This is a genomic window from Variovorax stachyos (genome assembly GCF_051400855.1).
Lineage (GTDB): Bacteria > Pseudomonadota > Gammaproteobacteria > Burkholderiales > Burkholderiaceae_C > Variovorax.
Window position 1 is genome coordinate 394,376 of the sequence record NZ_JBLFFN010000003.1, and the last position, 21,938, is coordinate 416,313.

Annotated in this window: 22 protein-coding genes and 1 tRNA gene; 2 read left to right on the plus strand and 21 right to left on the minus strand. The window is 65.4% G+C overall.

What is annotated here, in order from left to right:
• Positions 1-24: 24 nt before the first annotated feature.
• The 20 genes from nuoL to ACMGEZ_RS08020 all read right to left on the minus strand — a co-directional run bounded on the left by nuoL (position 25) and on the right by ACMGEZ_RS08020 (position 19,432).
• Positions 25-2,052: an NADH-quinone oxidoreductase subunit L gene (gene nuoL, locus ACMGEZ_RS07925; RefSeq protein ID WP_436821712.1), complete on the minus strand. Its 2,028-nt coding sequence runs from the start codon at positions 2,050-2,052 to the stop codon at positions 25-27.
• 10 nt (positions 2,053-2,062) lie between these two features.
• Complete coding sequence (nuoK, locus tag ACMGEZ_RS07930) at positions 2,063-2,371, minus strand: NADH-quinone oxidoreductase subunit NuoK (RefSeq protein ID WP_286371385.1); 309 nt, start codon at positions 2,369-2,371, stop codon at positions 2,063-2,065.
• Positions 2,368-3,015, minus strand: a complete 648-nt coding sequence (locus ACMGEZ_RS07935; RefSeq protein ID WP_436821713.1) for an NADH-quinone oxidoreductase subunit J — start codon at positions 3,013-3,015, stop codon at positions 2,368-2,370. Before ACMGEZ_RS07935 ends, nuoK begins: the two co-directional genes overlap by 4 nt.
• A gap of 38 nt (positions 3,016-3,053) precedes the next feature.
• Positions 3,054-3,572 (minus strand): NADH-quinone oxidoreductase subunit NuoI, encoded by a 519-nt coding sequence (nuoI, locus tag ACMGEZ_RS07940; protein ID WP_162586500.1) that lies wholly within the window; start codon positions 3,570-3,572, stop codon positions 3,054-3,056.
• 11 nt (positions 3,573-3,583) lie between these two features.
• Positions 3,584-4,660 (minus strand): NADH-quinone oxidoreductase subunit NuoH, encoded by a 1,077-nt coding sequence (gene nuoH, locus ACMGEZ_RS07945; RefSeq protein ID WP_436821714.1) that lies wholly within the window; start codon positions 4,658-4,660, stop codon positions 3,584-3,586.
• Positions 4,657-6,813: an NADH-quinone oxidoreductase subunit NuoG gene (gene nuoG / locus ACMGEZ_RS07950; protein WP_436821715.1), complete on the minus strand. Its 2,157-nt coding sequence runs from the start codon at positions 6,811-6,813 to the stop codon at positions 4,657-4,659. Before nuoG ends, nuoH begins: the two co-directional genes overlap by 4 nt.
• Positions 6,814-6,828: 15 nt before the next feature.
• Complete coding sequence (gene nuoF / locus ACMGEZ_RS07955; protein ID WP_436821716.1) at positions 6,829-8,172, minus strand: NADH-quinone oxidoreductase subunit NuoF; 1,344 nt, start codon at positions 8,170-8,172, stop codon at positions 6,829-6,831.
• A complete protein-coding gene (locus ACMGEZ_RS07960; protein ID WP_436821717.1) occupies positions 8,169-8,699 on the minus strand; it encodes an NADH-quinone oxidoreductase subunit NuoE family protein in 531 nt (176 codons plus the stop codon). The genes nuoF and ACMGEZ_RS07960 overlap by 4 nt, the downstream gene beginning before the upstream one ends.
• An 8-nt stretch (positions 8,700-8,707) precedes the next feature.
• A complete protein-coding gene (locus ACMGEZ_RS07965) occupies positions 8,708-9,961 on the minus strand; it encodes an NADH-quinone oxidoreductase subunit D (protein ID WP_436821718.1) in 1,254 nt (417 codons plus the stop codon).
• A gap of 7 nt (positions 9,962-9,968) precedes the next feature.
• Complete coding sequence (locus ACMGEZ_RS07970) at positions 9,969-10,577, minus strand: NADH-quinone oxidoreductase subunit C (protein WP_436821719.1); 609 nt, start codon at positions 10,575-10,577, stop codon at positions 9,969-9,971.
• A gap of 13 nt (positions 10,578-10,590) precedes the next feature.
• Positions 10,591-11,070, minus strand: a complete 480-nt coding sequence (locus ACMGEZ_RS07975) for a NuoB/complex I 20 kDa subunit family protein (RefSeq protein WP_021008163.1) — start codon at positions 11,068-11,070, stop codon at positions 10,591-10,593.
• A gap of 12 nt (positions 11,071-11,082) precedes the next feature.
• Positions 11,083-11,442: an NADH-quinone oxidoreductase subunit A gene (locus ACMGEZ_RS07980; protein ID WP_068678761.1), complete on the minus strand. Its 360-nt coding sequence runs from the start codon at positions 11,440-11,442 to the stop codon at positions 11,083-11,085.
• A 57-nt stretch (positions 11,443-11,499) separates the two neighbouring features.
• Positions 11,500-11,584, minus strand: a tRNA-Leu gene (locus ACMGEZ_RS07985).
• A 158-nt stretch (positions 11,585-11,742) separates the two neighbouring features.
• Positions 11,743-12,177 carry a preprotein translocase subunit SecG gene (secG, locus tag ACMGEZ_RS07990; protein WP_436821720.1) on the minus strand — a complete coding sequence of 145 codons (435 nt, stop codon included), beginning with the start codon at positions 12,175-12,177 and terminating at the stop codon, positions 11,743-11,745.
• A 38-nt stretch (positions 12,178-12,215) separates the two neighbouring features.
• Positions 12,216-12,968 (minus strand): triose-phosphate isomerase, encoded by a 753-nt coding sequence (tpiA, locus tag ACMGEZ_RS07995; RefSeq protein WP_436821721.1) that lies wholly within the window; start codon positions 12,966-12,968, stop codon positions 12,216-12,218.
• Positions 12,969-12,982: 14 nt separating this feature from the next.
• Complete coding sequence (locus ACMGEZ_RS08000) at positions 12,983-13,981, minus strand: NAD(P)H-quinone oxidoreductase (RefSeq protein ID WP_436821722.1); 999 nt, start codon at positions 13,979-13,981, stop codon at positions 12,983-12,985.
• 79 nt (positions 13,982-14,060) lie between these two features.
• Positions 14,061-16,361 (minus strand): polyribonucleotide nucleotidyltransferase, encoded by a 2,301-nt coding sequence (gene pnp / locus ACMGEZ_RS08005; RefSeq protein ID WP_436821723.1) that lies wholly within the window; start codon positions 16,359-16,361, stop codon positions 14,061-14,063.
• Between the two features lie 220 nt (positions 16,362-16,581).
• The gene (gene rpsO, locus ACMGEZ_RS08010; RefSeq protein ID WP_007837783.1) at positions 16,582-16,848 is read right to left on the minus strand and encodes a 30S ribosomal protein S15; all 267 of its coding nucleotides are present in this window, start codon (positions 16,846-16,848) and stop codon (positions 16,582-16,584) included.
• Positions 16,849-16,959: 111 nt separating this feature from the next.
• Positions 16,960-18,189, minus strand: coding sequence for a pyridoxal phosphate-dependent aminotransferase (locus tag ACMGEZ_RS08015; RefSeq protein ID WP_436821724.1), 1,230 nt, complete (start codon positions 18,187-18,189; stop codon positions 16,960-16,962).
• A complete protein-coding gene (locus ACMGEZ_RS08020) occupies positions 18,149-19,432 on the minus strand; it encodes a branched-chain amino acid ABC transporter substrate-binding protein (protein ID WP_436821725.1) in 1,284 nt (427 codons plus the stop codon). Before ACMGEZ_RS08020 ends, ACMGEZ_RS08015 begins: the two co-directional genes overlap by 41 nt.
• Positions 19,433-19,552: 120 nt before the next feature.
• Here ACMGEZ_RS08020 and ACMGEZ_RS08025 point away from each other — a divergent pair, with 120 nt between their 5' ends.
• Complete coding sequence (locus tag ACMGEZ_RS08025; RefSeq protein WP_436821726.1) at positions 19,553-19,912, plus strand: Hsp20/alpha crystallin family protein; 360 nt, start codon at positions 19,553-19,555, stop codon at positions 19,910-19,912.
• Between the two features lie 207 nt (positions 19,913-20,119).
• Positions 20,120-20,866 (plus strand): alpha/beta hydrolase, encoded by a 747-nt coding sequence (locus ACMGEZ_RS08030; RefSeq protein ID WP_436821727.1) that lies wholly within the window; start codon positions 20,120-20,122, stop codon positions 20,864-20,866.
• Here ACMGEZ_RS08030 and tsaD read toward each other — a convergent pair.
• Positions 20,811-21,863 (minus strand): tRNA (adenosine(37)-N6)-threonylcarbamoyltransferase complex transferase subunit TsaD, encoded by a 1,053-nt coding sequence (tsaD, locus tag ACMGEZ_RS08035; RefSeq protein ID WP_436821728.1) that lies wholly within the window; start codon positions 21,861-21,863, stop codon positions 20,811-20,813. The two genes, ACMGEZ_RS08030 and tsaD, sit on opposite strands and share 56 nt — an antisense overlap.
• Positions 21,864-21,938: the final 75 nt, after the last annotated feature.

Consider the following 21,938-nt stretch of genomic DNA (forward strand, 5'->3'; position numbering starts at 1 on the left):
TTTTGTTTTTCTCCAGCAGCGCGCTTATCTGTTGAACCAGACGAAATACGTCATGAGGATGAAGATGCCCAGGAGCATCGCGAAGGCGTAGTGATAGATGTAGCCCGACTGCATCCAGCGGACGACGCCGGCAACACGGCCTATGGCCTTCCAGGAGCCGTCGACGATGGCACCATCGATGATTCCCTGGTCGCCGCCCTTCCACAGGCCCATGCCCAGGGCGCGCGTGCCGCGCGCGATGAGGTTCTCGTTGATCCAGTCCATGTAGTACTTGTTCTCGAGCAGCCGGTAGACCGGGCCGAAGGCGCGCTTGATGGCTTCGGGCAGCGCCGGGTTGACGAGGTACATGTACCAGGCCAGCACCACGCCGGCCAGCGCCAGCCAGAACGGCGCCGCGGTCAGGCCATGCAGGGCCATGGCCATGGGGCCGTGGAAGGCCTCGGCCAGTTCCTTCATCGCGTGATGCTTGTCGGCATCGACGAAGATCGCGTCCTTGAAGAACTCGCCGTAGAGCATCGGCTCGATGGTCATGTAGCCGATCACGACCGAGGGGATGGCCAGCAGCACCAGCGGCAGCCAGACTACCCAGGGAGACTCGTGCGGCTTGGAATGATTGTCGTGGTGGCCATGGTCGGGCTCCTCGTCGGGCGCATGCTGGTCCGGATTCTGGTCGTAGCGCTCCTTGCCGTGGAAGACCAGGAAGTACATGCGGAAGGAGTAGAAGGCGGTCACGAACACGCCCGCCAGCACCGCCCAGTAGGCGAAGCCCGCGCCCCACAGGTGGCTTTCGTGCACCGCCTCGATGATGCTGTCCTTCGAGTAGAAACCGGCGAACAGCGGCGTGCCGATCAGCGCCAGCGAGCCCAGCAGCGAGGTGATCCAGGTGATGGGCATGTACTTGCGCACGCCGCCCATCCAGCGGATGTCCTGGTTGTGGTGCATGCCGATGATCACCGAGCCCGCGCCCAGGAACAGCAGCGCCTTGAAGAAAGCGTGCGTCATCAGGTGGAACACCGCCACCGAGTAGGCCGAGGCGCCCAGCGCCACCGTCATGTAGCCCAGCTGCGAGAGCGTGGAGTAGGCCACCACGCGCTTGATGTCGTTCTGGATGATGCCGAGGAAGCCCATGAAGAGCGCCGTGATCGCGCCGATCACCAGCACGAAGGACAGGGCCGTGTCGCTCAGCTCGAACAGCGGCGACATGCGCGCCACCATGAAGATGCCGGCCGTGACCATGGTCGCTGCGTGGATCAGCGCCGAGATCGGGGTCGGGCCTTCCATCGAGTCGGGCAGCCACACATGCAGCGGGAACTGCGCGCTCTTGCCCATGGCGCCGATGAACAGGCAGATGCAGATCACGGTGATCAGCATCCAGTCGGTGCCGGGGAAGCCCAGCTTGGCCAGTTCATCGGCCTTGGCGAATGCCTCGCCGTAGTTCAGCGTGCCGGCATAGGCGGCTATCAGCCCGATACCGAGGATGAAGCCGAAGTCACCCACGCGGTTGACCAGGAAGGCCTTGAGGTTGGCGAAGATGGCGCTAGGCTTGTTGTACCAGAAGCCGATCAGCAGGTAGGACACCAGGCCCACGGCTTCCCAGCCGAAGAAAAGCTGGAGCATGTTGTTGCTCATCACCAGCATCAGCATGGAGAAGGTGAAGAGCGAGATGTAGGCGAAGAAGCGGTTGTAGCCCTCGTCCTCCTCCATGTACCCGATGGTGTAGATGTGCACCATCAGCGAGACGAAGGTCACGACGCACATCATCATGGCCGTCAGGCCGTCGACCAGGAAGCCGACTTCCATCTTGATGCCGCCGACCACCATCCATTCGTAGATGGTGGCATTGAAGCGGGCACCGTCGACCACGACGCTCTTGAGCGTCATGGCCGAGATCACGAAGGCGATGAAGACGCCGAGGATGGTCAGCGAGTGCGAGGCACGGCGGCCGAAGCGGTTGCCGCCGAACTTGGTGCCGAACAGGCCGGCCAGCAGCGAACCGACGAGCGGCGCCAGGGGAACCGCGAGCAGCGCGGATGCGGAGAGTGTTGCGCTCATGTGATTGCCTTTAACCCTTGAGCGCGTTGAGTTCGTCGACGTTGATGTTCGACTTGTTGCGGAACAGCAGCACCAGCAGCGCCAACCCGATCGCGGATTCCGCCGCGGCCACGGTCAGGATGAAGAACACGAAGATCTGGCCATGCATGTCGCCCAGGAAGTACGAGAAGGCGACGAAGTTCATGTTGACGGCGAGCAGCATCAGCTCGACGCACATCAGGAGAACGATCAGGTTCTTGCGGTTCAGGAAGATGCCGATCACCGACAGCGCGAAAAGCATCGCCCCGAGCGAGAGAAAGTGTCCGAGCGTGAGGGTCATGCCTTGGTCTCCCCGGCTGCGGGCGCTTCATTGGCTACCGGTTGCGCGGCCTGCGTCACCGGCATCTGCACGATGCGCACGCGGTCGCGCGCCTTCACGCGCACCTGGTCCGAGGGGTTCACGTACCTGCTGTCCTTGCGCTTGCGCAGCGTGAGCGCAATGGCGGCGACCATGGCGACGAGCAGGATGACGGCCGCGATCTCCAGCGGGTAGAGGTATTCGGTGTAGAGCAGCTTGCCGAGCTCCAGCGTGTTGGAAGTCTCCGGCCCGGTGGCCATGGGGCGCCTCGGCTCGGCGAGGCGAAAGCCGCCCATCAGCACCGCGGCCATCTCCAGCGCGATCAGCGCCCCCACCCCCGCGGCGAGCGGGAAGTGCTTCCAGAAGCCCTGTCGCAGTGCGTCGACGTTGATGTCGAGCATCATCACCACGAACAGGAACAGCACCATCACCGCGCCGACGTAGACCAGCACCAGCGAGATGGCGAGAAACTCGGCACGCAGCAGCAGCCAGATGGCCGATGCCTGGAAGAAGGCCAGCACCAGGTACAGCGCCGCATACACGGGGTTGCGCGAGGTGATGACCCGGAAGGCCGCGAACAGAAGCACCGCGGCGAACAGGTAGAACAGACCGGTCTTGACGTCCATGGATCGGTTTCGTTGTTTGTTATCGGGCCAGGTCCGCCTCAGCGGTACTTGGCGTCGGCCGCCTTGTTGGCGGCGATTTCTTTTTCGTAGCGGTCGCCCACGGCCAGCAGCATGTCCTTGGTGAAGTACAGGTCGCCGCGCTTCTCGCCGTGATATTCGAAGATGTGGGTCTCGACGATGGAGTCGACAGGGCAGCTTTCCTCGCAGAAGCCGCAGAAGATGCACTTGGTCAAGTCGATGTCGTAGCGCGTGGTGCGGCGCGAGCCATCGTCACGCACGTCCGATTCGATGGTGATAGCGAGCGCCGGGCACACCGCCTCGCAGAGCTTGCAGGCGATGCAGCGCTCCTCGCCGTTCTCGTACCGGCGCAGCGCGTGCAAGCCGCGAAAGCGCGGGCTGAGCGGCGTCTTCTCTTCCGGAAACTGCACCGTGATCTTGCGGCTGAAGGCGTACTTGCCGGTGATCGCCAGGCCCTTGAACAGCTCGACCAGCATGAAGCTGGACAGGAAGTCCTTGAGCGAGAACGGGGCGTTCGTAGTTGCAGTGGTCGCAGCCATGGCGATTCCAGTTATTTCCAGATGTTGAACGGGGTCTGCATCCAGGCGCCGACCACCACCAGCCACACCAGCGTGACCGGGATGAAGATCTTCCAGCCCAGACGCATGATCTGGTCGTAGCGGAAGCGCGGGAAGGTCGAGCGGACCCACAGGAACATGGTGACCACGACGAAGGTCTTGAGGCCGAGCCAGATCCAGCCGGGGATGAAGCCGAGGAAATCGAAGGGTGGCAGCCAGCCGCCGAGGAACAGCACGGCGCACAGGATCGAGACCAGCCACATGTTGGCGTACTCGGCCAGGAAGAACATGGCGAAGCTCATGCCCGAGTACTCGATCATGTGGCCGGCGACGATTTCCGATTCGCCTTCCACCACGTCGAAGGGATGGCGGTTGGTCTCGGCGAGGCCGGAAATGAAGTAGACGACGAAGATCGGCAGCAGCGACAGCCAGTTCCACGACAGGAAGCCGATGCCCATCGATGCGAAGTGGCCCTTGCCCTGCCCCAAGACGATGTCGGTCATGTTGAGGCTGGCGGACACCATCAGCACGACGACGAAGCAGAAGCCCATCGCGATCTCGTAGCTCACCATCTGCGCCGAGGCGCGCAGCGCGCCGAGGAAGGCGTACTTGGAGTTCGAGGCCCAGCCGGCAATGATCACGCCGTACACCTCGAGCGAGGTGATGGCCATGACGAAGAGCAGGCCGGCGTTGATGTTGGCCAGCGCGACCTCGGGGCCGAAGGGGATCACGGCCCAGGCGGCGAGCGCCGGCATGATGGTCATGATCGGCCCGAGCAGGAACAGGCCCTTGTTGGCGACCGTGGGGAGGATGATTTCCTTGGTCAGCAGCTTGAGCGCATCGGCAATGGGCTGCAGCAGGCCGAGCGGACCGATGCGGTTCGGGCCCAGCCGGATCTGCGTGAAGCCGATGGCCTTGCGCTCCCACAGCGTGAGGTAGGCCACGGCGCCCATCAGCGGCAGCACGACGACGACGATCTTGATCAGCGTCCAGATCACCGGCCAGGCGACGGAGCTCCACCACGGCGCCGCGACCAGGCCGAGGCCGAAGCCATGAAGGGTGTCGATCATGCGAGCACCTCCTGCGCAGCCCCGACAAGTGCGGCGCGTGCGTCGGCGGTGAGCTGGAGCGAAGGCGCACGGCGCACGATCGAATCGAGCTGGTAGATCGAGGCGACGACGGGTGCCGCGGCCGATGCGGCACGTTCGCCGTCAGGGCGCGCCGCAGTGGCGTTGCTCAGCCTGTCGGCCGGCAGCAATCCGTGACCCAGGCCGATGTCGGCCTGCACGTCCGCCACCGACTCGAAAGAGAAGCCCGGCAGGCCCAGCAGGTTGGCCAGCACGCGCAGCACCTTCCAGGCCGGGCGCGTCTCGCCCAGCGGCTTCACCACGGCATGGAAGCTCTGCACGCGGCCCTCGGCATTGACGAAGCTGCCCGGCGTTTCGCTGAAGGGCGCGATCGGCAGCAGGACGTCGCTGAATTCGAGATTGGCCTTGAAGGGGCTCAAGGTCACGACCATCTGGGCATGCGTGAGCGCATCGGCCGCCGTGGTGCCGGCCGCCGAGTCGAAGACCGGCTCGGTGTTGAGCAGCAGCACGGCCTTGAGCGCACCCGACAGCATCTCGCCCGCGTTCAGCCCCGCATCCATCGGCAATGCGCCGACGAGCTGGGCGCCGAGCGTGTTGGCGGCCTCGGTCAGATAGCCGACGCTGGCGCCGGTCTGGGCACCGATCCAGTTCGCCAGCGCCAGCAGCGCGCCGGCTTCGGCATGGTGGGCAGCGGCGTTGCCGAGCAGGATGGCCTTGCGCTCGCCACCGAGCAGCGAGGCAGCGATGGCCTTGGCCTGGTCGCCGGCTTCGGCAGAGCGGGCGATCGGGGCGGCGGCTCCCGTCGTCGCGGCGATCGCGCCGGCAATCTCGGCGAGCGCGTCGATCCAGTCGTGCGCCGGCACGCGAACGGCATTCGCGACGGACATGGCCCAGGCTTCATCGTCGGCCAGCAGCTCGGGCGAAGTGAGCGCGCTCAGCGCCCCACCCTTGCGCACGGCCTGACGAATGCGCTGCGCGAACAGCGGATGATCCTTGCGCAGGTTGCTGCCGATCACCAGAACGCGCTGCAGTTGCGACAGCGAGGCGATCGAAGTGCCCAGCCAGCGCACGCCCTCGAAGGCGCGGAACTCGGCATGGCGCAGGCGGTGGTCGATGTTGGGGCTGCCCAGGCCCTGCATCAGCAGCTTGGCCAGGTGCAGCTCTTCGAGCGTGCTGTGCGGGCTTGCCAGCGTACCGATGCTGTGCGCGCCATGATCTGCCTTGATCTGCTTGAGACCGTTGGCAACGTATTCGAGCGCGGTCTGCCAGTCGACCGCCTGCCATTGGCCACCCTGCTTCAGCATGGGCTGCGTCAGGCGCTCGGCCCCGTTCAGCGCCTCGTAGGAGAAGCGGTCGCGGTCCGCGATCCAGCACTCGTTGACGTCTTCGTTCTCGAGCGGCACCACGCGCATCACGCGGTTGTTCTTGACCTGGACGATCAGGTTGGCACCTGTCGAATCGTGCGGGCTCACCGACTTGCGGCGCGACAGCTCCCAGGTGCGGGCGCTGTAGCGGAAGGGCTTGCTGGTCAGCGCGCCCACCGGGCAAAGGTCGATCATGTTGCCCGACAGCTCGGAGTCGACCGAATCGCCTAGGAAGGTCTCGATCTCGGAATGCTCGCCGCGTTGGGTCATGCCGAGCTCCATCACGCCGGCCACTTCCTGGCCGAAGCGCACGCAGCGCGTGCAATGGATGCAGCGGCTCATCTCTTCCATGCTGATGAGCGGGCCCACGTCCTTGTGGAAGACCACGCGCTTCTCTTCCTCGTAGCGCGAGGAGGAGCCGCCATAGCCCACGGCCAGATCCTGCAGCTGGCACTCGCCGCCCTGGTCGCAGATGGGGCAGTCGAGCGGGTGATTGATCAGCAGGAACTCCATGACCGACTGCTGGGCCTTGATGGCCTTGTCGCTCTTGGTGCGCACGATCATGCCCTGCGTCACGGGCGTGGCGCAGGCCGGCATGGGCTTCGGCGCCTTTTCGACGTCGACCAGGCACATGCGGCAGTTGGCCGCGATGCTGAGCTTCTTGTGATAGCAGAAGTGCGGGATATAGGTGCCCGCCTTGTCGGCCGCATGCATCACCATGCTGCCTTCGGTCACTTCGACCTTCTTGCCGTCGAGTTCGATTTCAACCATGTCTTGTTTTCTCGCTCAGGCCTTGACCGGTGCCGTGGGCACGTACCCGGGAATCAAGGCTTCGAACTCGTGCCGGAAGTGCTTGATCATGGCTCGCACCGGCATTGCGGCGGCGTCGCCCAGTGCACAGATGGTGCGTCCCTGGATGTTGTCGGCCACCGAGTTCAGCAGGTCCATGTCGCTGGGCTTGCCATGGCCGTTGTGGATGCGGTCCACCACGCGCCACAGCCAGCCCGTGCCTTCGCGGCAGGGGGTGCACTGGCCACAGGACTCGTGCATGTAGAAGTAGGAGAGGCGCTTGAGCGACTCGACCATGGAGCGGCTGTCGTCCATCACGATCACCGCGCCGGAGCCCAGCATGGAGCCGGCCTTGGCGATGGAGTCGTAGTCCATCGTGCACTCCATCATGATGGAGGCCGGCAGCACCGGCGCCGACGAGCCGCCGGGGATCACGGCCTTGAGCTGGCGCCCCTTGCGCACGCCGCCCGCGAGTTCGAGCAGCTTCGAGAAAGGCGTTCCCATCGGCACTTCGTAGTTGCCGGGCAGCTCGACGTCGCCACTCACGGAGAAGATCTTGGTGCCGCCGTTGTTCGGCTTGCCGCACTCGAGATACGCCGGGCCGCCGTTCACGATGATCCACGGCACCGCCGCGAAGGTCTCCGTGTTGTTGATGGTGGTCGGCTTGCCGTAGAGGCCGAAGCTGGCCGGGAACGGCGGCTTGAATCGCGGCTGGCCCTTCTTGCCTTCGAGCGATTCCAGCAGGGCCGTCTCTTCGCCGCAGATATAGGCGCCGAAGCCGTGCGAGGCATGCAGCTGGAAGCTGAAGCTGCTGCCCAGGATGTTGTCGCCGAGGAAGCCGGCCGCCCTCGCCTCTTCCAGCGCCTCTTCGAAACGCTCGTAGGTCTGGAAGATCTCGCCGTGGATGTAGTTGTAGCCCACGGTGATGCCCATCGCGTAGGCCGCGATGGCCATGCCCTCGATCACGATGTGCGGGTTGAACTGCAGGATGTCGCGGTCCTTGCAGGTGCCGGGCTCGCCCTCGTCCGAGTTGCAGACCAGGTACTTCTGCCCGGGGAACTGGCGGGGCATGAAGCTCCACTTCAGGCCGGTCGGGAAGCCCGCGCCGCCGCGGCCGCGCAAGCCCGAGGCCTTGACCTCTGCGATCACCTGCTCGGGCGTGAGGCCCTCGCCGAGGATCTTGCGCAGCGCCTTGTAGCCCCCGCGCGCCTCGTAGTCCGCCAGACGCCAGTTGGTGCCGTCGAGGCCGGCGTAGATCTGGGGCTGGATGTGGCGATCGTGGAAGCAGGTCTGGACGCCGGTGGCCTGGAACTGCGAGAGCACTTGCTCGGGCGTCATCATTGCGTGCCCTCCGCCTTCGCACCGCGCAGGCCGTCGACCAATTGGTCGAGCTTCTCGTTGCTCATGAAGCTGCACATGGTGAGGTCGTTGACCAGCATCACAGGCGAATCGGCGCAGGCGCCGAGGCACTCGCTCTGCTGCAGGGTGAACATGCCGTCGGCGGTGGTCTCGCCCATCTTGATGCCCAGCTTCTTCTCGAGGTGCGCCAGTGCGACCGCGCCGTCGCGCAGCTGGCACGGCAGGTTGGTGCAGACGTTGAGCTTGAACTTGCCCACCGGCTGCTGGTTGTACATGTTGTAGAAGGTCGTGACCTCGTGCACCGCGATCGGTGCCATGCCGAGGTAGGCGGCGATCTCGCGCTCGCGCTGCATGCTGACGTAGCCCTCTTCCTTCTGCACGATGGCGAGGCAGGCCATCACGGCCGACTGCTTGCCGGCGGGCGGGTACTTGGCGACCTCGCGCGCGAAAAGCGCCAGGGTGGCGTCGGACAGCGGCGCCTGGGTGCTGTGGGTGGTGTCGGAAGTCATTCGTTCGCTCACCTGTCGATTTCGCCGAAGACGATGTCCATGGTGCCGATCACCGCGACCGCATCGGCGATCATGTGGCCGCGCGACATCTCGTCGAGCGCTGCCAGGTGCGGGAAGCCGGGCGCACGGATCTTCAGGCGGTAGGGCTTGTTGGCGCCGTCGCTCACGAGATAGATGCCGAACTCGCCCTTGGGGTGCTCGACCGCCGCATAGGCCTCGCCTTCGGGCACGTGGAAACCTTCGGTGAAGAGCTTGAAGTGGTGGATCAGCTCCTCCATGTTCGCCTTCATCGATTCGCGCGCGGGGGCTGCCACCTTGTGGTTGTCGGTGATCACCGGGCCGGGGTTGGTGCGCAGCCAGGCCGAGCACTGCTGGATGATGAGGTTGGCCTGGCGCATCTCCTCGACACGTACCAGGTAGCGGTCGTAGCAGTCGCCCGTCTTGCCGACCGGCACGTCGAATTTCATCTTGTCGTAGACGTCGTAGGGCTGCTTCTTGCGCAGGTCCCATTCGACGCCGGAGCCGCGCAGCATCGGGCCGGTGAAGCCCAGGTTGAGTGCGCGCTCGGGCGTGACGACGCCGATGCCGACGGTGCGCTGCTTCCAGATGCGGTTGTCGGTGAGCAGCGTCTCGTACTCGTCGACCATCTTGGGGAAGCGCTTGCAGAAGTCGTCGACGAAATCGAGCATCGAACCCTGGCGGTTCTCGTTGAGCTTCTCGATCGCCTTGGCGTTCTTGATCTTGCTGACCTTGTACTGCGGCATCGCGTCCGGCAGGTCACGGTAGACGCCGCCCGGGCGGAAGTAGGCGGCGTGCATGCGAGCACCGGACACCGCCTCGTACAGGTCGAACAGGTCCTCGCGCTCACGGAAGCAGTAGATGAGCATGTTCATCGCACCGCAGTCCAGGCCGTGCGCGCCCAGCCACAACAGGTGGTTCAGCAGGCGCGTGATCTCGGCGAACATGACGCGGATGTACTGCGCGCGCAGCGGCACCTCGAGGCCCAGCAGCCGCTCGATGGCGAGGCAGTAGGCGTGCTCGTTGCTCATCATCGAGACGTAGTCCAGCCGGTCCATATAGGGCAGCGACTGGATATAGGTGCGGGTCTCGGCGAGCTTTTCAGTCGCGCGGTGCAGCAGGCCGATGTGTGGATCGGCGCGCTGGATCACCTCGCCGTCGAGCTCGAGCACCAGGCGCAACACGCCGTGTGCCGCAGGGTGCTGGGGTCCGAAGTTGAGCGTGTAGTTCTTGATGTCGGCCATATCGGTTTCAGTGCAATCCGCCGTAGTTGTCTTCGCGAATCACGCGCGGGGTGATCTCGCGCGGCTCGATCGAGACCGGCTGGTAAATCACGCGCTTCTGCTCCGCGTCGTAGCGCATCTCGACGTGGCCGGAGACCGGGAAGTCCTTGCGGAAGGGATGGCCGATGAAGCCGTAATCGGTCAGGATGCGGCGCAGGTCGTTGTGGCCTTCGAACACGATGCCGTAGAGGTCGAAGGCTTCGCGCTCGAACCAGGTCGCGGCATTCCAGATGCCGGTCAGCGAATCCACCACGGGCAGGTCCTCGTTGGGCACGAAGACCTTCAGGCGCACGCGTTGGTTGAGGCTCACGGACAGCAGGTGAGAGACCACGCAGAAACGCTCGCCTCCCCACTCGCCTTCGCGGTAGTCGGAATAATCCATGCCGCAGAGGTCGATCAACTGCTCGAACTTGCAGCCGGGCGCATCGCGCAACAGCCGCGCGGCCTCGAGGTAGTCGGCAGCAGGAACCACCACTGTCACTTCGCCGAGCGCGACGGTCACGCTTTTGGCCTTGTTGCCGAGCGTCTCGGTGATCTGGGCATGCAGTGCCTCGGGAGAAATCGCAAAGTCGGTCATCGTCTCTCGTTTCTCAGGCACGCGCGATCGTGTTGGTGCGGCGGATCTTCTGCTGCAGCTGGATGATCCCGTACAACAGGGCCTCCGCGGTGGGCGGACAGCCCGGCACATAGACATCGACCGGCACGATGCGGTCGCAGCCGCGCACGACCGAGTAGCTGTAGTGGTAGTAGCCGCCGCCGTTGGCGCACGAGCCCATCGAGAGCACCCAGCGCGGCTCGGGCATCTGGTCGTAGACCTTGCGCAGGGCCGGCGCCATCTTGTTGCACAGTGTGCCGGCCACGATCATCAGATCGGACTGGCGCGGGCTCGGACGGAACAGCATGCCGAAGCGGTCGATGTCGTAGCGAGCGGCGCCCGCGTGCATCATCTCCACCGCGCAACAGGCGAGGCCGAAGGTCATCGGCCAGAGCGATCCCGTCTTGGCCCAGTTCACCACCGAGTCGTAGGTGGTGGTGACGAAGCCTTCTTTCATGACGCCTTCAATGGCCATCGTGGTTCCTTGTCATTCCCAATCGAGCGCACCCTTTTTCCATTCGTAGACGAAGCCCACGACGAGGATGGCGAGAAAAATCATCATGGCCCAGAAGCCGACCGGACCGATCTGCTTGAGCGCGATCGCCCACGGGAAGAGAAAGGCGATTTCGAGGTCGAAAAGGATGAAGAGAATCGCCACGAGGTAATAGCGCACGTCGAACTTCATGCGCGCGTCTTCGAAGGCTTCGAAGCCGCATTCGTAGGGCGAATTCTTTTGGGCGTCCGGCCGATTGGGGCCGAGGATGTAACCGAGAACCTGAGGTGCTACACCGACACCGACTCCGACCAGAATGAACAACAGGACGGGAAGGTAGGAATCGAGGTTCATCGGGGTCTTTTACCGCTTAACGCCGACAGGAAGATGAAGCCTCCTGTCGGCGAGATTTGGTGCCGTCGGCGAGACTCGAACTCGCACAGCTTTCGCCACTACCCCCTCAAGATAGCGTGTCTACCAATTTCACCACGACGGCGGTGTTTGCATGTCCGGATGGCATGAGGAACCTGTGAGGTTTTGGCTTTCCGGACAGCTTTAGAGTTTACCCTGAAACGGAGCCGTTTTCTTTTGGAGGCGCACTGAAAACGACGAGGAACTTCCAGTCGCGATCCCTGCGGTCCAAAGGGCTCCGGTTCACTTGGTCGGGATCTGCGCAGCGCCCGAAGGCGGTGCCTCCGGCGCCGGTGTACCAGCGGGCGGCGCGACAGGCGCGTTGCCCGCAGGAATCTGCGACGCCGCACCCGATGCGGCCGGCGCAGGTGCCGGTGTCGGTGCCGGTGCAGGCGTACCGATCGCGGCCCGCTCGAGCAAGCTGTCGCCGCCGCTCGGACGCGCATGGCTGAAGTAGGCCAGCAGCAGGGTGCACGCGAAGAAGACTGCGGCCAGCACGCCGGTGGTGCGCGAAAGGAAATTCGCGCTGCCGCTCGCACCGAACAGGCTGCCCGCGCTGCCGCTGCCGAAAGCGGCGCCCATGTCGGCGCCCTTGCCGTGCTGGATCAGGATCAGCCCGATCATCGCAAGCGCTGTGAGCATCTGCACGCCCACGAGGATGTTGAGGACCACGTTCATTCGTTCTAACTCCTAAATTCGTTCGAAGCAGCGCCTGTTCAGCGCGCCGCAGCAATGATCTGCAAAAAGTCGGGGGCCTTGAGGGATGCGCCGCCGATCAGACCGCCGTCGATGTCGGGCTGGGCCAGCAGCTCGGGCGCGTTGGCCGCGTTCATGCTCCCGCCGTACAGGATGCGGATGGCCGCGGCATGTTCGTTTGCCGCATGGTGCAGTTGCGCGCGCAGCAGCGCGTGCACCGACTGTGCCTGCTCCGGCGTCGCGGTCTTGCCGGTGCCGATGGCCCATACCGGCTCGTAAGCTACCACGATCTCGCTGATGCAATGGCCGTTGACATGGATGACCGCGGCCAGCTGGCGCTTGACGACTTCTTCGGTGTGCCCCGCATCGCGCTGCGCCAGCGTCTCGCCGACGCACACGATCGGCGTGATGCCGTTGGCGAGCGCGGCAGCGGCCTTGGCCGCGACCGCTTCATCCGTCTCGCCGTGGTACTGGCGGCGCTCCGAATGACCCACGATCGCGTAGCGCACGCCGAAGTCCTTCAGCATCGCGGCGGATTGTTCGCCGGTGAACGCGCCCTGCGGGTGGGCCGACAGGTCCTGGGCGCCGAGCGCGATTGGGGAGCCGGCCAGCAGCGCCTGCACCTGAGCGAGGTATGGCGCAGGCACGCACACCGCCACCTCGCAGGCCGGGGTGCCAACGCCCTGCAGCAGCGCCTTCACCAGCAATTCGTTGGCAGCCAGGCTGCCGTTCATCTTCCAGTTGCCGGCGATGAGTTTCTTCTTCGTCGTCATGTCTTTGTCGTCGTTTACCAGGTCAACACGATCTTGCCGATGTGCTGGTTGGACTCCATCAGCACGTGAGCTTGGGCGGCACCGCTAGGCTGGCCTTGCGCGGCGAACACGCTGTGAATCACGGGCTTGACGGCGCCGCTCTCGAGCAGCGGCCACACCTTCTCGCGCAAGGACCTGGCGATCGCGCCCTTGAATGCGACTGGCCGCGGCCGCAGGGTCGAACCGGTGATGGTCAGCCGCCGACGCAGCACGAGGCCCGCGTTGAACTCGCTCTTGATGCCGCCCTGCACCGCGATGATCACCAGCCGGCCGTCCTCGGCCAGGCATTCGACTTCGCGCGGCACATAGGCCCCGGCCACCATGTCGAGAATGACATCGACGCCCTTGCCGCCGGTCAGGCGCTTCGCCTCTTCGGCGAAATCGGCGGTTTTGTAGTTGATCGCATGATCGGCGCCGAGCTTTCTGCAGGCTTCGCACTTCTCGTCGCTGCCCGCAGTTGCGATCACGGTGGCGCCAAAGGCCTTGCCGAGCTGGATCGCGGTCACGCCGATGCCGCTGGTGCCGCCCTGGATCAGCAAGGTCTCGCCCTTTTGCAAGCGGCCGCGGTCGAACACGTTGCTCCACACGGTGAAGAAGGTCTCCGGCAGCGAGGCAGCCTCGGCATCGCTCCAGCCCTTGGGCACCGGCAGGCACTGGGCCACGGGCGCCACGCAGAGCTCGGCATAGCCGCCGCCGGCGACCAGCGCACACACGCGATCGCCGACCGCGAAGCCGGCCTCCTTCATGGCCGCGGCGTCGCCCGAGACGATCTCGCCGGCGACCTCGAGGCCCGGCAGGTCCGACGCGCCCGGCGGCACAGGATAGTTGCCGGTGCGCTGCAGCACGTCAGGCCGGTTCACGCCGCTGGCGGCCACGCGGATCAGCAGTTCGCCAGTACCGGCGGCCGGCGCAGGCCGCTCGGCCATGCGCAGCACCTCGGGTGCGCCGAAGGAAGTGATTTCAATGGCTTTCATGCTTTTCTCGGCTGAAACGCCCACCCTCGCGGGCGAGCGCAGGATTGAACGACGGCAACGATGTCACCGCCCTCGCCTCTCAAGCCTGGCGGTCCCCGCCGGTGGGCTCTTGCGGACGCGAGTCCTGCTCGACGGCCACGGCCTGCTCGCCTGCCGGCTCGCCACTGTCCATGCGCGGTGCACGCTCGCCGCGAGGCGGACGATCGCCGCGCTCGCGCCGGTCACCGCGCTCACCGCGCTCGCCGCGCTCCTCGCGCGGCGGGCGCTCGCTGAACTCCATGCCGGCCGGACGCTCGATCAGCGCCTTCATCGACAGCTTGACGCGGCCCTTGTCGTCCGTCTCCAGCACCTTGACCTTCACGATCTGGCCTTCGCTGAGGTAGTCGGTCACCTTCTCCACGCGCTCATGGGCGATCTGGCTGATGTGCAGAAGCCCGTCCTTGCCGGGCAGCAGGTTGATCAGCGCGCCGAAGTCCAGGATCTTGGTGACCGGTCCTTCGTAGATCTTGCCGATCTCGACTTCCGCCGTGATCTGCTCGATGCGCTTCTTGGCCTCCTCCGCCTTGACCGGATCGGTGGAGGCGATGGTGATCGTGCCGTCCTCGTCGATGTTGATCTGGGTGCCGGTCTCCTCGGTCAGCGCGCGGATCACCGAGCCACCCTTGCCGATCACGTCGCGGATCTTCTCGGGGTTGATCTTCATCGTGAACAGACGCGGCGCGAAGCTGGACACCTCGGCCTTGGCCTCGCCCATCGCTTCCTGCATCTTGCCCAGGATGTGCATGCGGGCTTCCTTGGCCTGGGCCAGGGCGACCTGCATGATTTCCTTCGTGATGCCCTGGATCTTGATGTCCATCTGCAGCGCGGTGATGCCGTTGGTCGTGCCGGCCACCTTGAAGTCCATGTCGCCAAGGTGGTCCTCGTCGCCCAGGATGTCGGTCAACACCGCGAAGCGGTTGTCTTCCTTGATCAGGCCCATGGCGATGCCGGCCACATGCGCCTTCAGCGGCACGCCGGCGTCCATCATCGCGAGGCAGCCCCCGCAGACCGAAGCCATCGACGAGGAGCCGTTCGACTCGGTGATCTCGGACACCACGCGGATGGTGTAAGGGAACTCTTCCTTGGTCGGCAGGCACGCCACGAGGGCGCGCTTGGCAAGGCGGCCGTGGCCGACTTCGCGACGCTTGGTCGAGCCCATGCGGCCCACTTCGCCGGTGGCGAAGGGAGGCATGTTGTAGTGGAACAGGAAGCGGTCTTCGTACTCGCCGGCCAAGGCGTCGATGCGCTGCGCGTCGCGCTCGGTGCCCAGGGTCGTCACGACGAGCGCCTGCGTCTCGCCGCGCGTGAACAGCGCCGAGCCATGGGTGCGCGGCAGCACGCCGTTGCGGATCTCGATGGGTCGCACGGTGCGGGTGTCGCGGCCGTCGATGCGCGGCTCGCCCGACAGGATCTGGCTGCGCACGATCTTCGATTCGATGGCGAACAGCAGGTCGCTGACCTTGCCCGTGTCGAAAGCCTCGCCGCTTTCCTTGAGCGACTCCATCACGCTGGCGTTGGCTTCGCGCAGAGCCTGCGTGCGGGCTTGCTTGCTGCGGATCTGATAGGCGGCACGCAGCTTTTCCTCGGCCAGGGCCTTGATCCTGGCCACGAAGGCCTCGTCCTCGGCCGGCGGCTGCCAGTCCCAGACGGGCTTGCCGGCTTCACGCACGAGTTCGTGGATCGCGTTGATCGCAACGCCGGCCTGCTCGTGGCCGAACACGACGCCGCCGAGCATGATTTCCTCGCTCAGTTGCAGCGCTTCGGACTCGACCATCAGCACGGCCGCTTCGGTGCCGGCCACGACCAGGTCCATCTGCGATTCCTTGCGGGCAGTCTGGCCCGGATTGAGCACGTACTGGCCGTTGACGTAACCCACGCGCGCAGCGCCGATCGGGCCGTTGAAGGGAATGCCGGAAATCGAGAGTGCGGCGCTCACGCCGATCATTGCGGCGATGTCGGCATCGACTTCAGGATTGAGCGAGAGCGTGTGGATGACCACATGCACCTCGTTCAGGAAGCCTTCGGGGAACAGCGGACGGATCGGGCGGTCGATCAGGCGCGAGGTCAGGGTTTCCAGTTCGCTGGGCTTGGCTTCGCGCTTGAAGAAGCTGCCGGGAATCTTGCCGGCTGCATAGGTCTTCTCGATGTAGTCCACGGTCAGCGGGAAGAAGTCCTGGCCCGGCTTGGCAGACTTGGAGGCGACCACCGTCGCCAGCACCACGGTGCCCTCGATATCGACCAGGACAGCGCCACTGGCCTGGCGGGCGATTTCACCGGTTTCGAGGACAACGGTCTTGTCGCCCCACTGGAAGGTCTTGGTGACTTTGTTGAAGAGGCTCATGTCTAGCTCCTGTTTCTTGTGGGCGGTTCGGCCTGCGGCAATCGCAGGTTCCGCGGGATGGGGCGCTTTTCAGAACACGATGCCATTCCAGGGAAGCTCGGAGAAAAAGCTCCATTGGAATGACACAGCTTCGCTCTGTACGGCACTCCTGATTCGATTCGCGAAGTAAAAAACGCCTGAGCTAGCGGACTAACCCAGGCGTTCCTTCATGCGAATCTGCTTACTTGCGCAGACCCAGCTTGGCGATCAGCGCGGTGTAACGGTCGGCGTCCTTGGACTTCAGATAGTCCAGCAGCTTGCGGCGGCGGCTCACCATGCGAAGCAGGCCGCGGCGACCGTGGTGATCCTTGGCGTGCGTCTTGAAGTGCGGAGTGAGTTCGTTGATGCGGGCGGTCAGCAGTGCGACTTGCACTTCAGGGCTGCCGGTGTCGTTGGCGGCGCGGGCGTTGTCCTTGACAACTTCGGCCTTGATGGAGGCTGCGATCATTTCGATGAATTTCCTGTTCCGGGATGTTTGACTTGCGGCGGGCACTGGAACTGCACTCGCCGTGCGCCTTGCGGCATGCAAAGCCTTGGGATTATATATCGGCGCCCCCGATCAGGCCCGGGCCTGCGCTGAGAGCCAGCCCTGCAGCCGCTCCACGCCCCTTACCAGGCGCTGCGGGTCCTGGGACGCGAAGCACCAGCGCAACCAGCCCTGCGCCTGCGGCGCAAAGGCGTTGCCGGGTGCCAGGCCGAGCCCGGCCTCGGCGACCAGGCGCTTTGCCAGCGCCAGGGAATCGTCGAAGCCCTCCAGCCGGAAGAAGGCGTACATGCCGCCGCGCGCCGGCGCGACCTTTACGCCGGGGAGCGCGGCCAGCAAGGGCACCAGCGTGTCGCGGCAGGTCTTCAGATGCGCGACCACGCGCGGCGTGATCTCCGCGCTGTGCGCGAGCGCCGCGATGCCCGCGCGCTGGGTGAACACGCTGGTGCAGGAGGTGTTGAACTCGATCAGCTTGCCCATGCCGTCCACCATCGCCGGCGGCAGCACCAGCCAGCCGAGGCGCCAGCCGGTCATGAGGAAGCTCTTGGAAAAGCTGTGGACCACCACCAGCCGGTCATCCGGCGCCGCCACGTCGAGAAAGCTCGGTGCGCATCCGTTGGACGTTGCCTCGTAGTAGAGGCGCTCGTAGACCTCGTCAGCCAGGATCCAGGTGCCCGTCTGCCTGCAATGGTCGAGGATCGCCTGCTGCTCGGCGCGCGTCAGGGTCCAGCCGGTCGGGTTGTTGGGCGCATTGAGAATCAGGAGCTTGGTCGCGGACGTCACGGCTGCGCGCAGCGCATCCAGGTCCAACGTCCACTCGCCCTCCCTCGGCACCAGCGGCACGCTGCGCAGGCGCGCACCCAGGATCGCGGGCTGCGCCGTCAGGTTGGGCCACACCGGCGTGACCGCGACGACCTCGTCCCCTGCGTCGACCAGGGCCTGCACGGCCAGCATCAGGGCACTCACGCCGCCGGAAGTGATGGCGATGCGCCCCGCATCGATGGCCGGATGCAGCCCGCTCATGTATCGCGCCACCGCCTCTCGCAACTCGGGCAGCCCAAGATTGTGGGCATAGAAGGTTTCACCTTGTTGCAGCGACTCGATGGCCGCCTGGCGGATCGGTTCCGGCGTCACCTCGTCGCCTTCGCCGAACCAGAAGGCCAGCACGTCGGCGCGGCCCATGCCGGCATTGGCGACCTCGCGGATCTTGGAAGCTTCGAGGTTGTGAATGGCTTCGCGCATCTTTGGGTTCTTTCCTTGCTGTTCAGGGACGCTGCATCTTGCAACTGGTGGGCATCTCGGCACGCTCGGCAGGGATGGTGCGCACCACGCGGAAGCCGTAACCGGATCCCTCGACGTCGAACTTCACCCCCGGGCTGCCCTGCCGGTCCATCACGCCCACGACCAGGGCCTGCTGGAACTGGTGGTCGGCGGCGCGCATGCGGCCGCTCTGGCCGGCCAGGCTGACTTCGGCCTTCTCGAGCGCGCGGGCGACCGCCACGGTGTCGACGCTGCCGGCTCGCTCGAGGGCCTGCGCCAGCGCCTCGACGAGCAGTTGCATCCGCATGTGCACGTAGTCGTCGGCCGGCTTGGGGAAGCGCTCCCGGAATGCACGGTAGAAGCTCTCGGACTCGCGCGTCTGCACATTGGGCAGCCAGTCGGCGACCGCGACCACCCGGCCGATGCCGGCATCGCCGATGGCCGCAGGGGCGCCGAGCGCATTGCCATAGAAGGTGTAGAAACTGCCGTTGAAGCCCGCCTCGCGCGCCGCCTTCACCAGCAGCGTGAGGTCGTTGCCCCAGTTGCCCGTGACCACGGCCTGCGCTCCGCTCGCGAGGATCTTGCTCGCGTAGGGCGCGAAGTCCTTCACGCGGCCCATCGGATGCAGTTCCTCGCCCACGATCTGCACGTCGGGCCGCAGCTGGGCGAGCTGGCGCTTCGACTCGCGCAGGACCGCCTGGCCGAAGCTATAGTCCTGGCCGATCAGGTAGATGCGCTTGAGCGCGGCATCGTTCTTCATCACGTCCATCAGCGCGGTGACGCGCATGTCGGCGTGGGCGTCGAAGCGGAAGTGCCAGAAGCTGCAGCGCTCGTTGGTGAGCACCGGGTCGACCGCCGAGTAGTTGAGGAAGAGCACGCGGCGGGAGCTGTCGCGCTCGTTGTTCTTCTCGATCGCATCCAGCAGCGCTGCCGCCGTGGCCGACGAATTGCCCTGCAGCACGATGCGCGCGCCGTCGTCGATTGCCGCGCGCAGCGCCGACAGCGCCTCCTCGTTCTGGCCTTTGCTGTCATAGCGGTCCAGCTGCAGGAAGCGCGCGCCGCCCGGCAGCTTGACGCCTCCGCGCGCGTTCACACGCTCCACGGCCCAGAGCAGATTGCGGAACACCGCCTCGCCGGTGTTGGCGAAGGGCCCGCTCATGCTTTCGATCAGCGCGAGCCGGATCGGCCCGCCGGGCTGCGCATGCGCCGCAGATGCCGCGGCCGCGCATAGCGCCGCAGCCGCGAATTTCAAGGCCGCGCGACGGCAAATAAAGCTGGAAGGACTCATCTTGAAACGCGTGCCGCCGCGCCAAATTGAGGTGGCAAGCGGCACTCTGTTGAAAGGCCGCGCAGTGTAAGGGACACACATTTCCTGTCCCCATTGTGTTCATCCAGGAGTACCACCCTCATGTTCTTCGCCCCCGTTCTTCGCGCCCCCCGCTTCGTGCCCCATACGTACGATCGCTTCGTCTCCGACGCCTTCGTCGCCGCGCGCCGTTCGCTCAATGTCGAACAGGACGACAAGAGCTGGACCGTCACCCTCGACGTTCCCGGCTTCGCACGCGAAGACCTCACGATCGGCATCGAAGGCGCGGTCGTCCGCATCGAGAGCAAGGCCGAGGCCAAGCGCAAGTTCAAGGCCGCCTACGAGCTGCCGCAGGACATCGATGCCGCTGCCAGCGAGGCCAAGCTCGAGAACGGCGTCCTGACGCTGAAGCTCGGCAAGCAGGTCCCGGTCAGCAATGTGACCCAGCTGCCAATCCACTGAGTGGGCACGGGTGTTTCAGAAGCGCTGAAACACAACAAGCTGAATGAGCCGGTAACTCTTTGTTGCCGGCTTTTTTCGTTCTTGAATACAAAATATGTGCCAAGAACGTCACATTGGTGGCGCATCTTCGATGCTTTTGGTCCTGATTCGCAAGCTGAACCGGCTGCGAACGCGGCAAAAAAAATCACAAGCCCTGATGAAGCACCCATGAAAACGCACCTGAAACTTGCCAGCAACGATGCGCGCTCGGACACCCTGCTGGTGTTCCTGCCGGGGGCTTTCCTGAAGCCGGAAGAATTCGAACGCGAAGGCTTCATCAGCGCGGTCAGGGAACGCGACCTGGCGGCGGACGCCCTGCTGGTCGATGCAGACGTCTCGTACTACTACGACCAGACCTTCATCGAGCGGCTGCACGATGACATCCTTCAACCCCAGCGCGCCCTGGGCTACAAGTCCCTCTGGCTGATCGGCATCTCGATCGGCGGCTTCGGCGCCCTGATCCACGAACTCGCCAAGCCCGGCACCGTCGACGGCATCGTGACGCTGGCTCCCTACCTGGGGCGACGCCCGCTGGGCGCCGAGATCCACAAGGCTGGCGGCCTGCGCGCCTGGAAGGCGCCCGAAGGCCCGCCGCCGGACCAGGAGGTCGACCGCAAGCTCTGGCCCTGGCTGCAGCAATACGCCGCCGCCCAGCCGGCCAAGGAGTTGCCGCCGCTGTACCTGGGCTTCGGACTGGCCGACCGCTTCGCTGCCAACCACCGCCTGCTGGCCGACGCCCTGCCGGCCGGACGCGTGTTCACCACCGAGGGTGGCCACGATTGGCCACAGTGGTCACAGCTCTGGCGCAAGATGCTCGACGTGCTGCCGCTGCCTGCGCATAGCGCCCGCAGGCATGCGCCTAGCCGAACTGCGGCTCCGGCACACCCAGCGAGGCCAATGGCCATCGCGGCTTGACGTCGAAGGCGTAGCGGTCCGTCGCTGCCTGCAGCCCGGCCTGTAGCCGCATCGCGGCGGCCATCGCGATCATGGCGCCGTTGTCGGTGCAAAGATGCAGCTCCGGGTAGTGCACCCGCACGCCGCGGCTGGCGCAGGCTGCATCAAGTTGCGCGCGCAGTTCGCGATTCGCGCCCACGCCGCCGGCGACCACCAGGCGCTGCAGCCCGCTCTGCTCGAGGGCGCGGAGCGATTTCTTCAGCAGCACCTCGACGATGGCCGCCTGGGTCGAAGCCGCCAAGTCGGCCTTGCGCGCTTCCAACGCGTCGCCGAGCTTGCGGACCTGCGTCAGCACCGCCGTCTTGAGCCCGGCAAATGAAAAGTCGAGATCGCCGCTGTGCATCAGCGGCCGCGGCAGCTTGAAGGCGGCGGGATCGCCCTGCTCCGCCAGCCTGGCCAGCCAAGGGCCGCCCGGATAAGGCAGGCCCATCAGCTTGGCACTCTTGTCGAAAGCCTCGCCGGCCGCGTCGTCGATGGTCTCCCCCAGCAGCTCGTAGCGCCCCACGCCATCCACCTGCATCAACTGCGTGTGGCCGCCGGATACCAGCAGCGCGACGAAAGGAAATTCGGGCGGGTCGGCACTCAGGAAGGGCGACAGGAGATGGCCTTCGAGGTGATGCACGCCCAGCACCGGCTTGCCCAGGGCGGCTGCCAGGGCGCAAGCCACGCCTGCACCCACCAGCAGCGCGCCCGCCAGGCCCGGCCCGCGTGTGTAGGCGACGACGTCGATATCCGGCAACCCGCGCCCGGCTTCCGACAGCACCTGCTGCGCCAGCGGGAGCACACGCCGGATATGGTCGCGGCTCGCCAGCTCCGGCACCACGCCGCCATAGGCCTGGTGCATCGCGATCTGGCTGTGCAGCGCGTGGGCGGCCAGGCGCGGCAGACCGCTGACCTCCGACTCGACCAGTGCCACGCCGGTCTCGTCGCACGACGATTCGATTCCCAGTACAAGCATGCGGCGAGTTTAGGGGCCTGGCGCAGCGGGGGCACGATTGTTGCTGCATGTCCTTGGGATGGGCCACCGGCCCGC

What these genes read in the sequence shown, in the direction of transcription:
- nuoH (WP_436821714.1), bottom strand. Translation starts at nt 4,660, where the DNA reads ATGATCGACACCCTTCATGGCTTCGGCCTCGGCCTGGTCGCGGCGCCG.
- nuoI (WP_162586500.1), bottom strand. Translation starts at nt 3,572, where the DNA reads ATGGCTGCGACCACTGCAACTACGAACGCCCCGTTCTCGCTCAAGGAC.
- tpiA (WP_436821721.1), bottom strand. Translation starts at nt 12,968, where the DNA reads ATGACGACGAAGAAGAAACTCATCGCCGGCAACTGGAAGATGAACGGC.
- nuoF (WP_436821716.1), bottom strand. Translation starts at nt 8,172, where the DNA reads ATGATGACGCCCGAGCAAGTGCTCTCGCAGTTCCAGGCCACCGGCGTC.
- ACMGEZ_RS07970 (WP_436821719.1), bottom strand. Translation starts at nt 10,577, where the DNA reads ATGACCGACTTTGCGATTTCTCCCGAGGCACTGCATGCCCAGATCACC.
- pnp (WP_436821723.1), bottom strand. Translation starts at nt 16,361, where the DNA reads ATGAGCCTCTTCAACAAAGTCACCAAGACCTTCCAGTGGGGCGACAAG.
- rpsO (WP_007837783.1), bottom strand. Translation starts at nt 16,848, where the DNA reads ATGATCGCAGCCTCCATCAAGGCCGAAGTTGTCAAGGACAACGCCCGC.
- nuoL (WP_436821712.1), bottom strand. Translation starts at nt 2,052, where the DNA reads ATGAGCGCAACACTCTCCGCATCCGCGCTGCTCGCGGTTCCCCTGGCG.
- ACMGEZ_RS07980 (WP_068678761.1), bottom strand. Translation starts at nt 11,442, where the DNA reads ATGAACCTCGATTCCTACCTTCCCGTCCTGTTGTTCATTCTGGTCGGA.
- ACMGEZ_RS08030 (WP_436821727.1), top strand. Translation starts at nt 20,120, where the DNA reads ATGAAAACGCACCTGAAACTTGCCAGCAACGATGCGCGCTCGGACACC.
- nuoG (WP_436821715.1), bottom strand. Translation starts at nt 6,813, where the DNA reads ATGGTTGAAATCGAACTCGACGGCAAGAAGGTCGAAGTGACCGAAGGC.
- ACMGEZ_RS08000 (WP_436821722.1), bottom strand. Translation starts at nt 13,981, where the DNA reads ATGAAAGCCATTGAAATCACTTCCTTCGGCGCACCCGAGGTGCTGCGC.
- tsaD (WP_436821728.1), bottom strand. Translation starts at nt 21,863, where the DNA reads ATGCTTGTACTGGGAATCGAATCGTCGTGCGACGAGACCGGCGTGGCA.
- ACMGEZ_RS07975 (WP_021008163.1), bottom strand. Translation starts at nt 11,070, where the DNA reads ATGGCCATTGAAGGCGTCATGAAAGAAGGCTTCGTCACCACCACCTAC.
- secG (WP_436821720.1), bottom strand. Translation starts at nt 12,177, where the DNA reads ATGAACGTGGTCCTCAACATCCTCGTGGGCGTGCAGATGCTCACAGCG.
- ACMGEZ_RS08020 (WP_436821725.1), bottom strand. Translation starts at nt 19,432, where the DNA reads ATGAGTCCTTCCAGCTTTATTTGCCGTCGCGCGGCCTTGAAATTCGCG.
- ACMGEZ_RS07935 (WP_436821713.1), bottom strand. Translation starts at nt 3,015, where the DNA reads ATGGACGTCAAGACCGGTCTGTTCTACCTGTTCGCCGCGGTGCTTCTG.
- ACMGEZ_RS08025 (WP_436821726.1), top strand. Translation starts at nt 19,553, where the DNA reads ATGTTCTTCGCCCCCGTTCTTCGCGCCCCCCGCTTCGTGCCCCATACG.
- ACMGEZ_RS07960 (WP_436821717.1), bottom strand. Translation starts at nt 8,699, where the DNA reads ATGACTTCCGACACCACCCACAGCACCCAGGCGCCGCTGTCCGACGCC.
- ACMGEZ_RS07965 (WP_436821718.1), bottom strand. Translation starts at nt 9,961, where the DNA reads ATGGCCGACATCAAGAACTACACGCTCAACTTCGGACCCCAGCACCCT.
- nuoK (WP_286371385.1), bottom strand. Translation starts at nt 2,371, where the DNA reads ATGACCCTCACGCTCGGACACTTTCTCTCGCTCGGGGCGATGCTTTTC.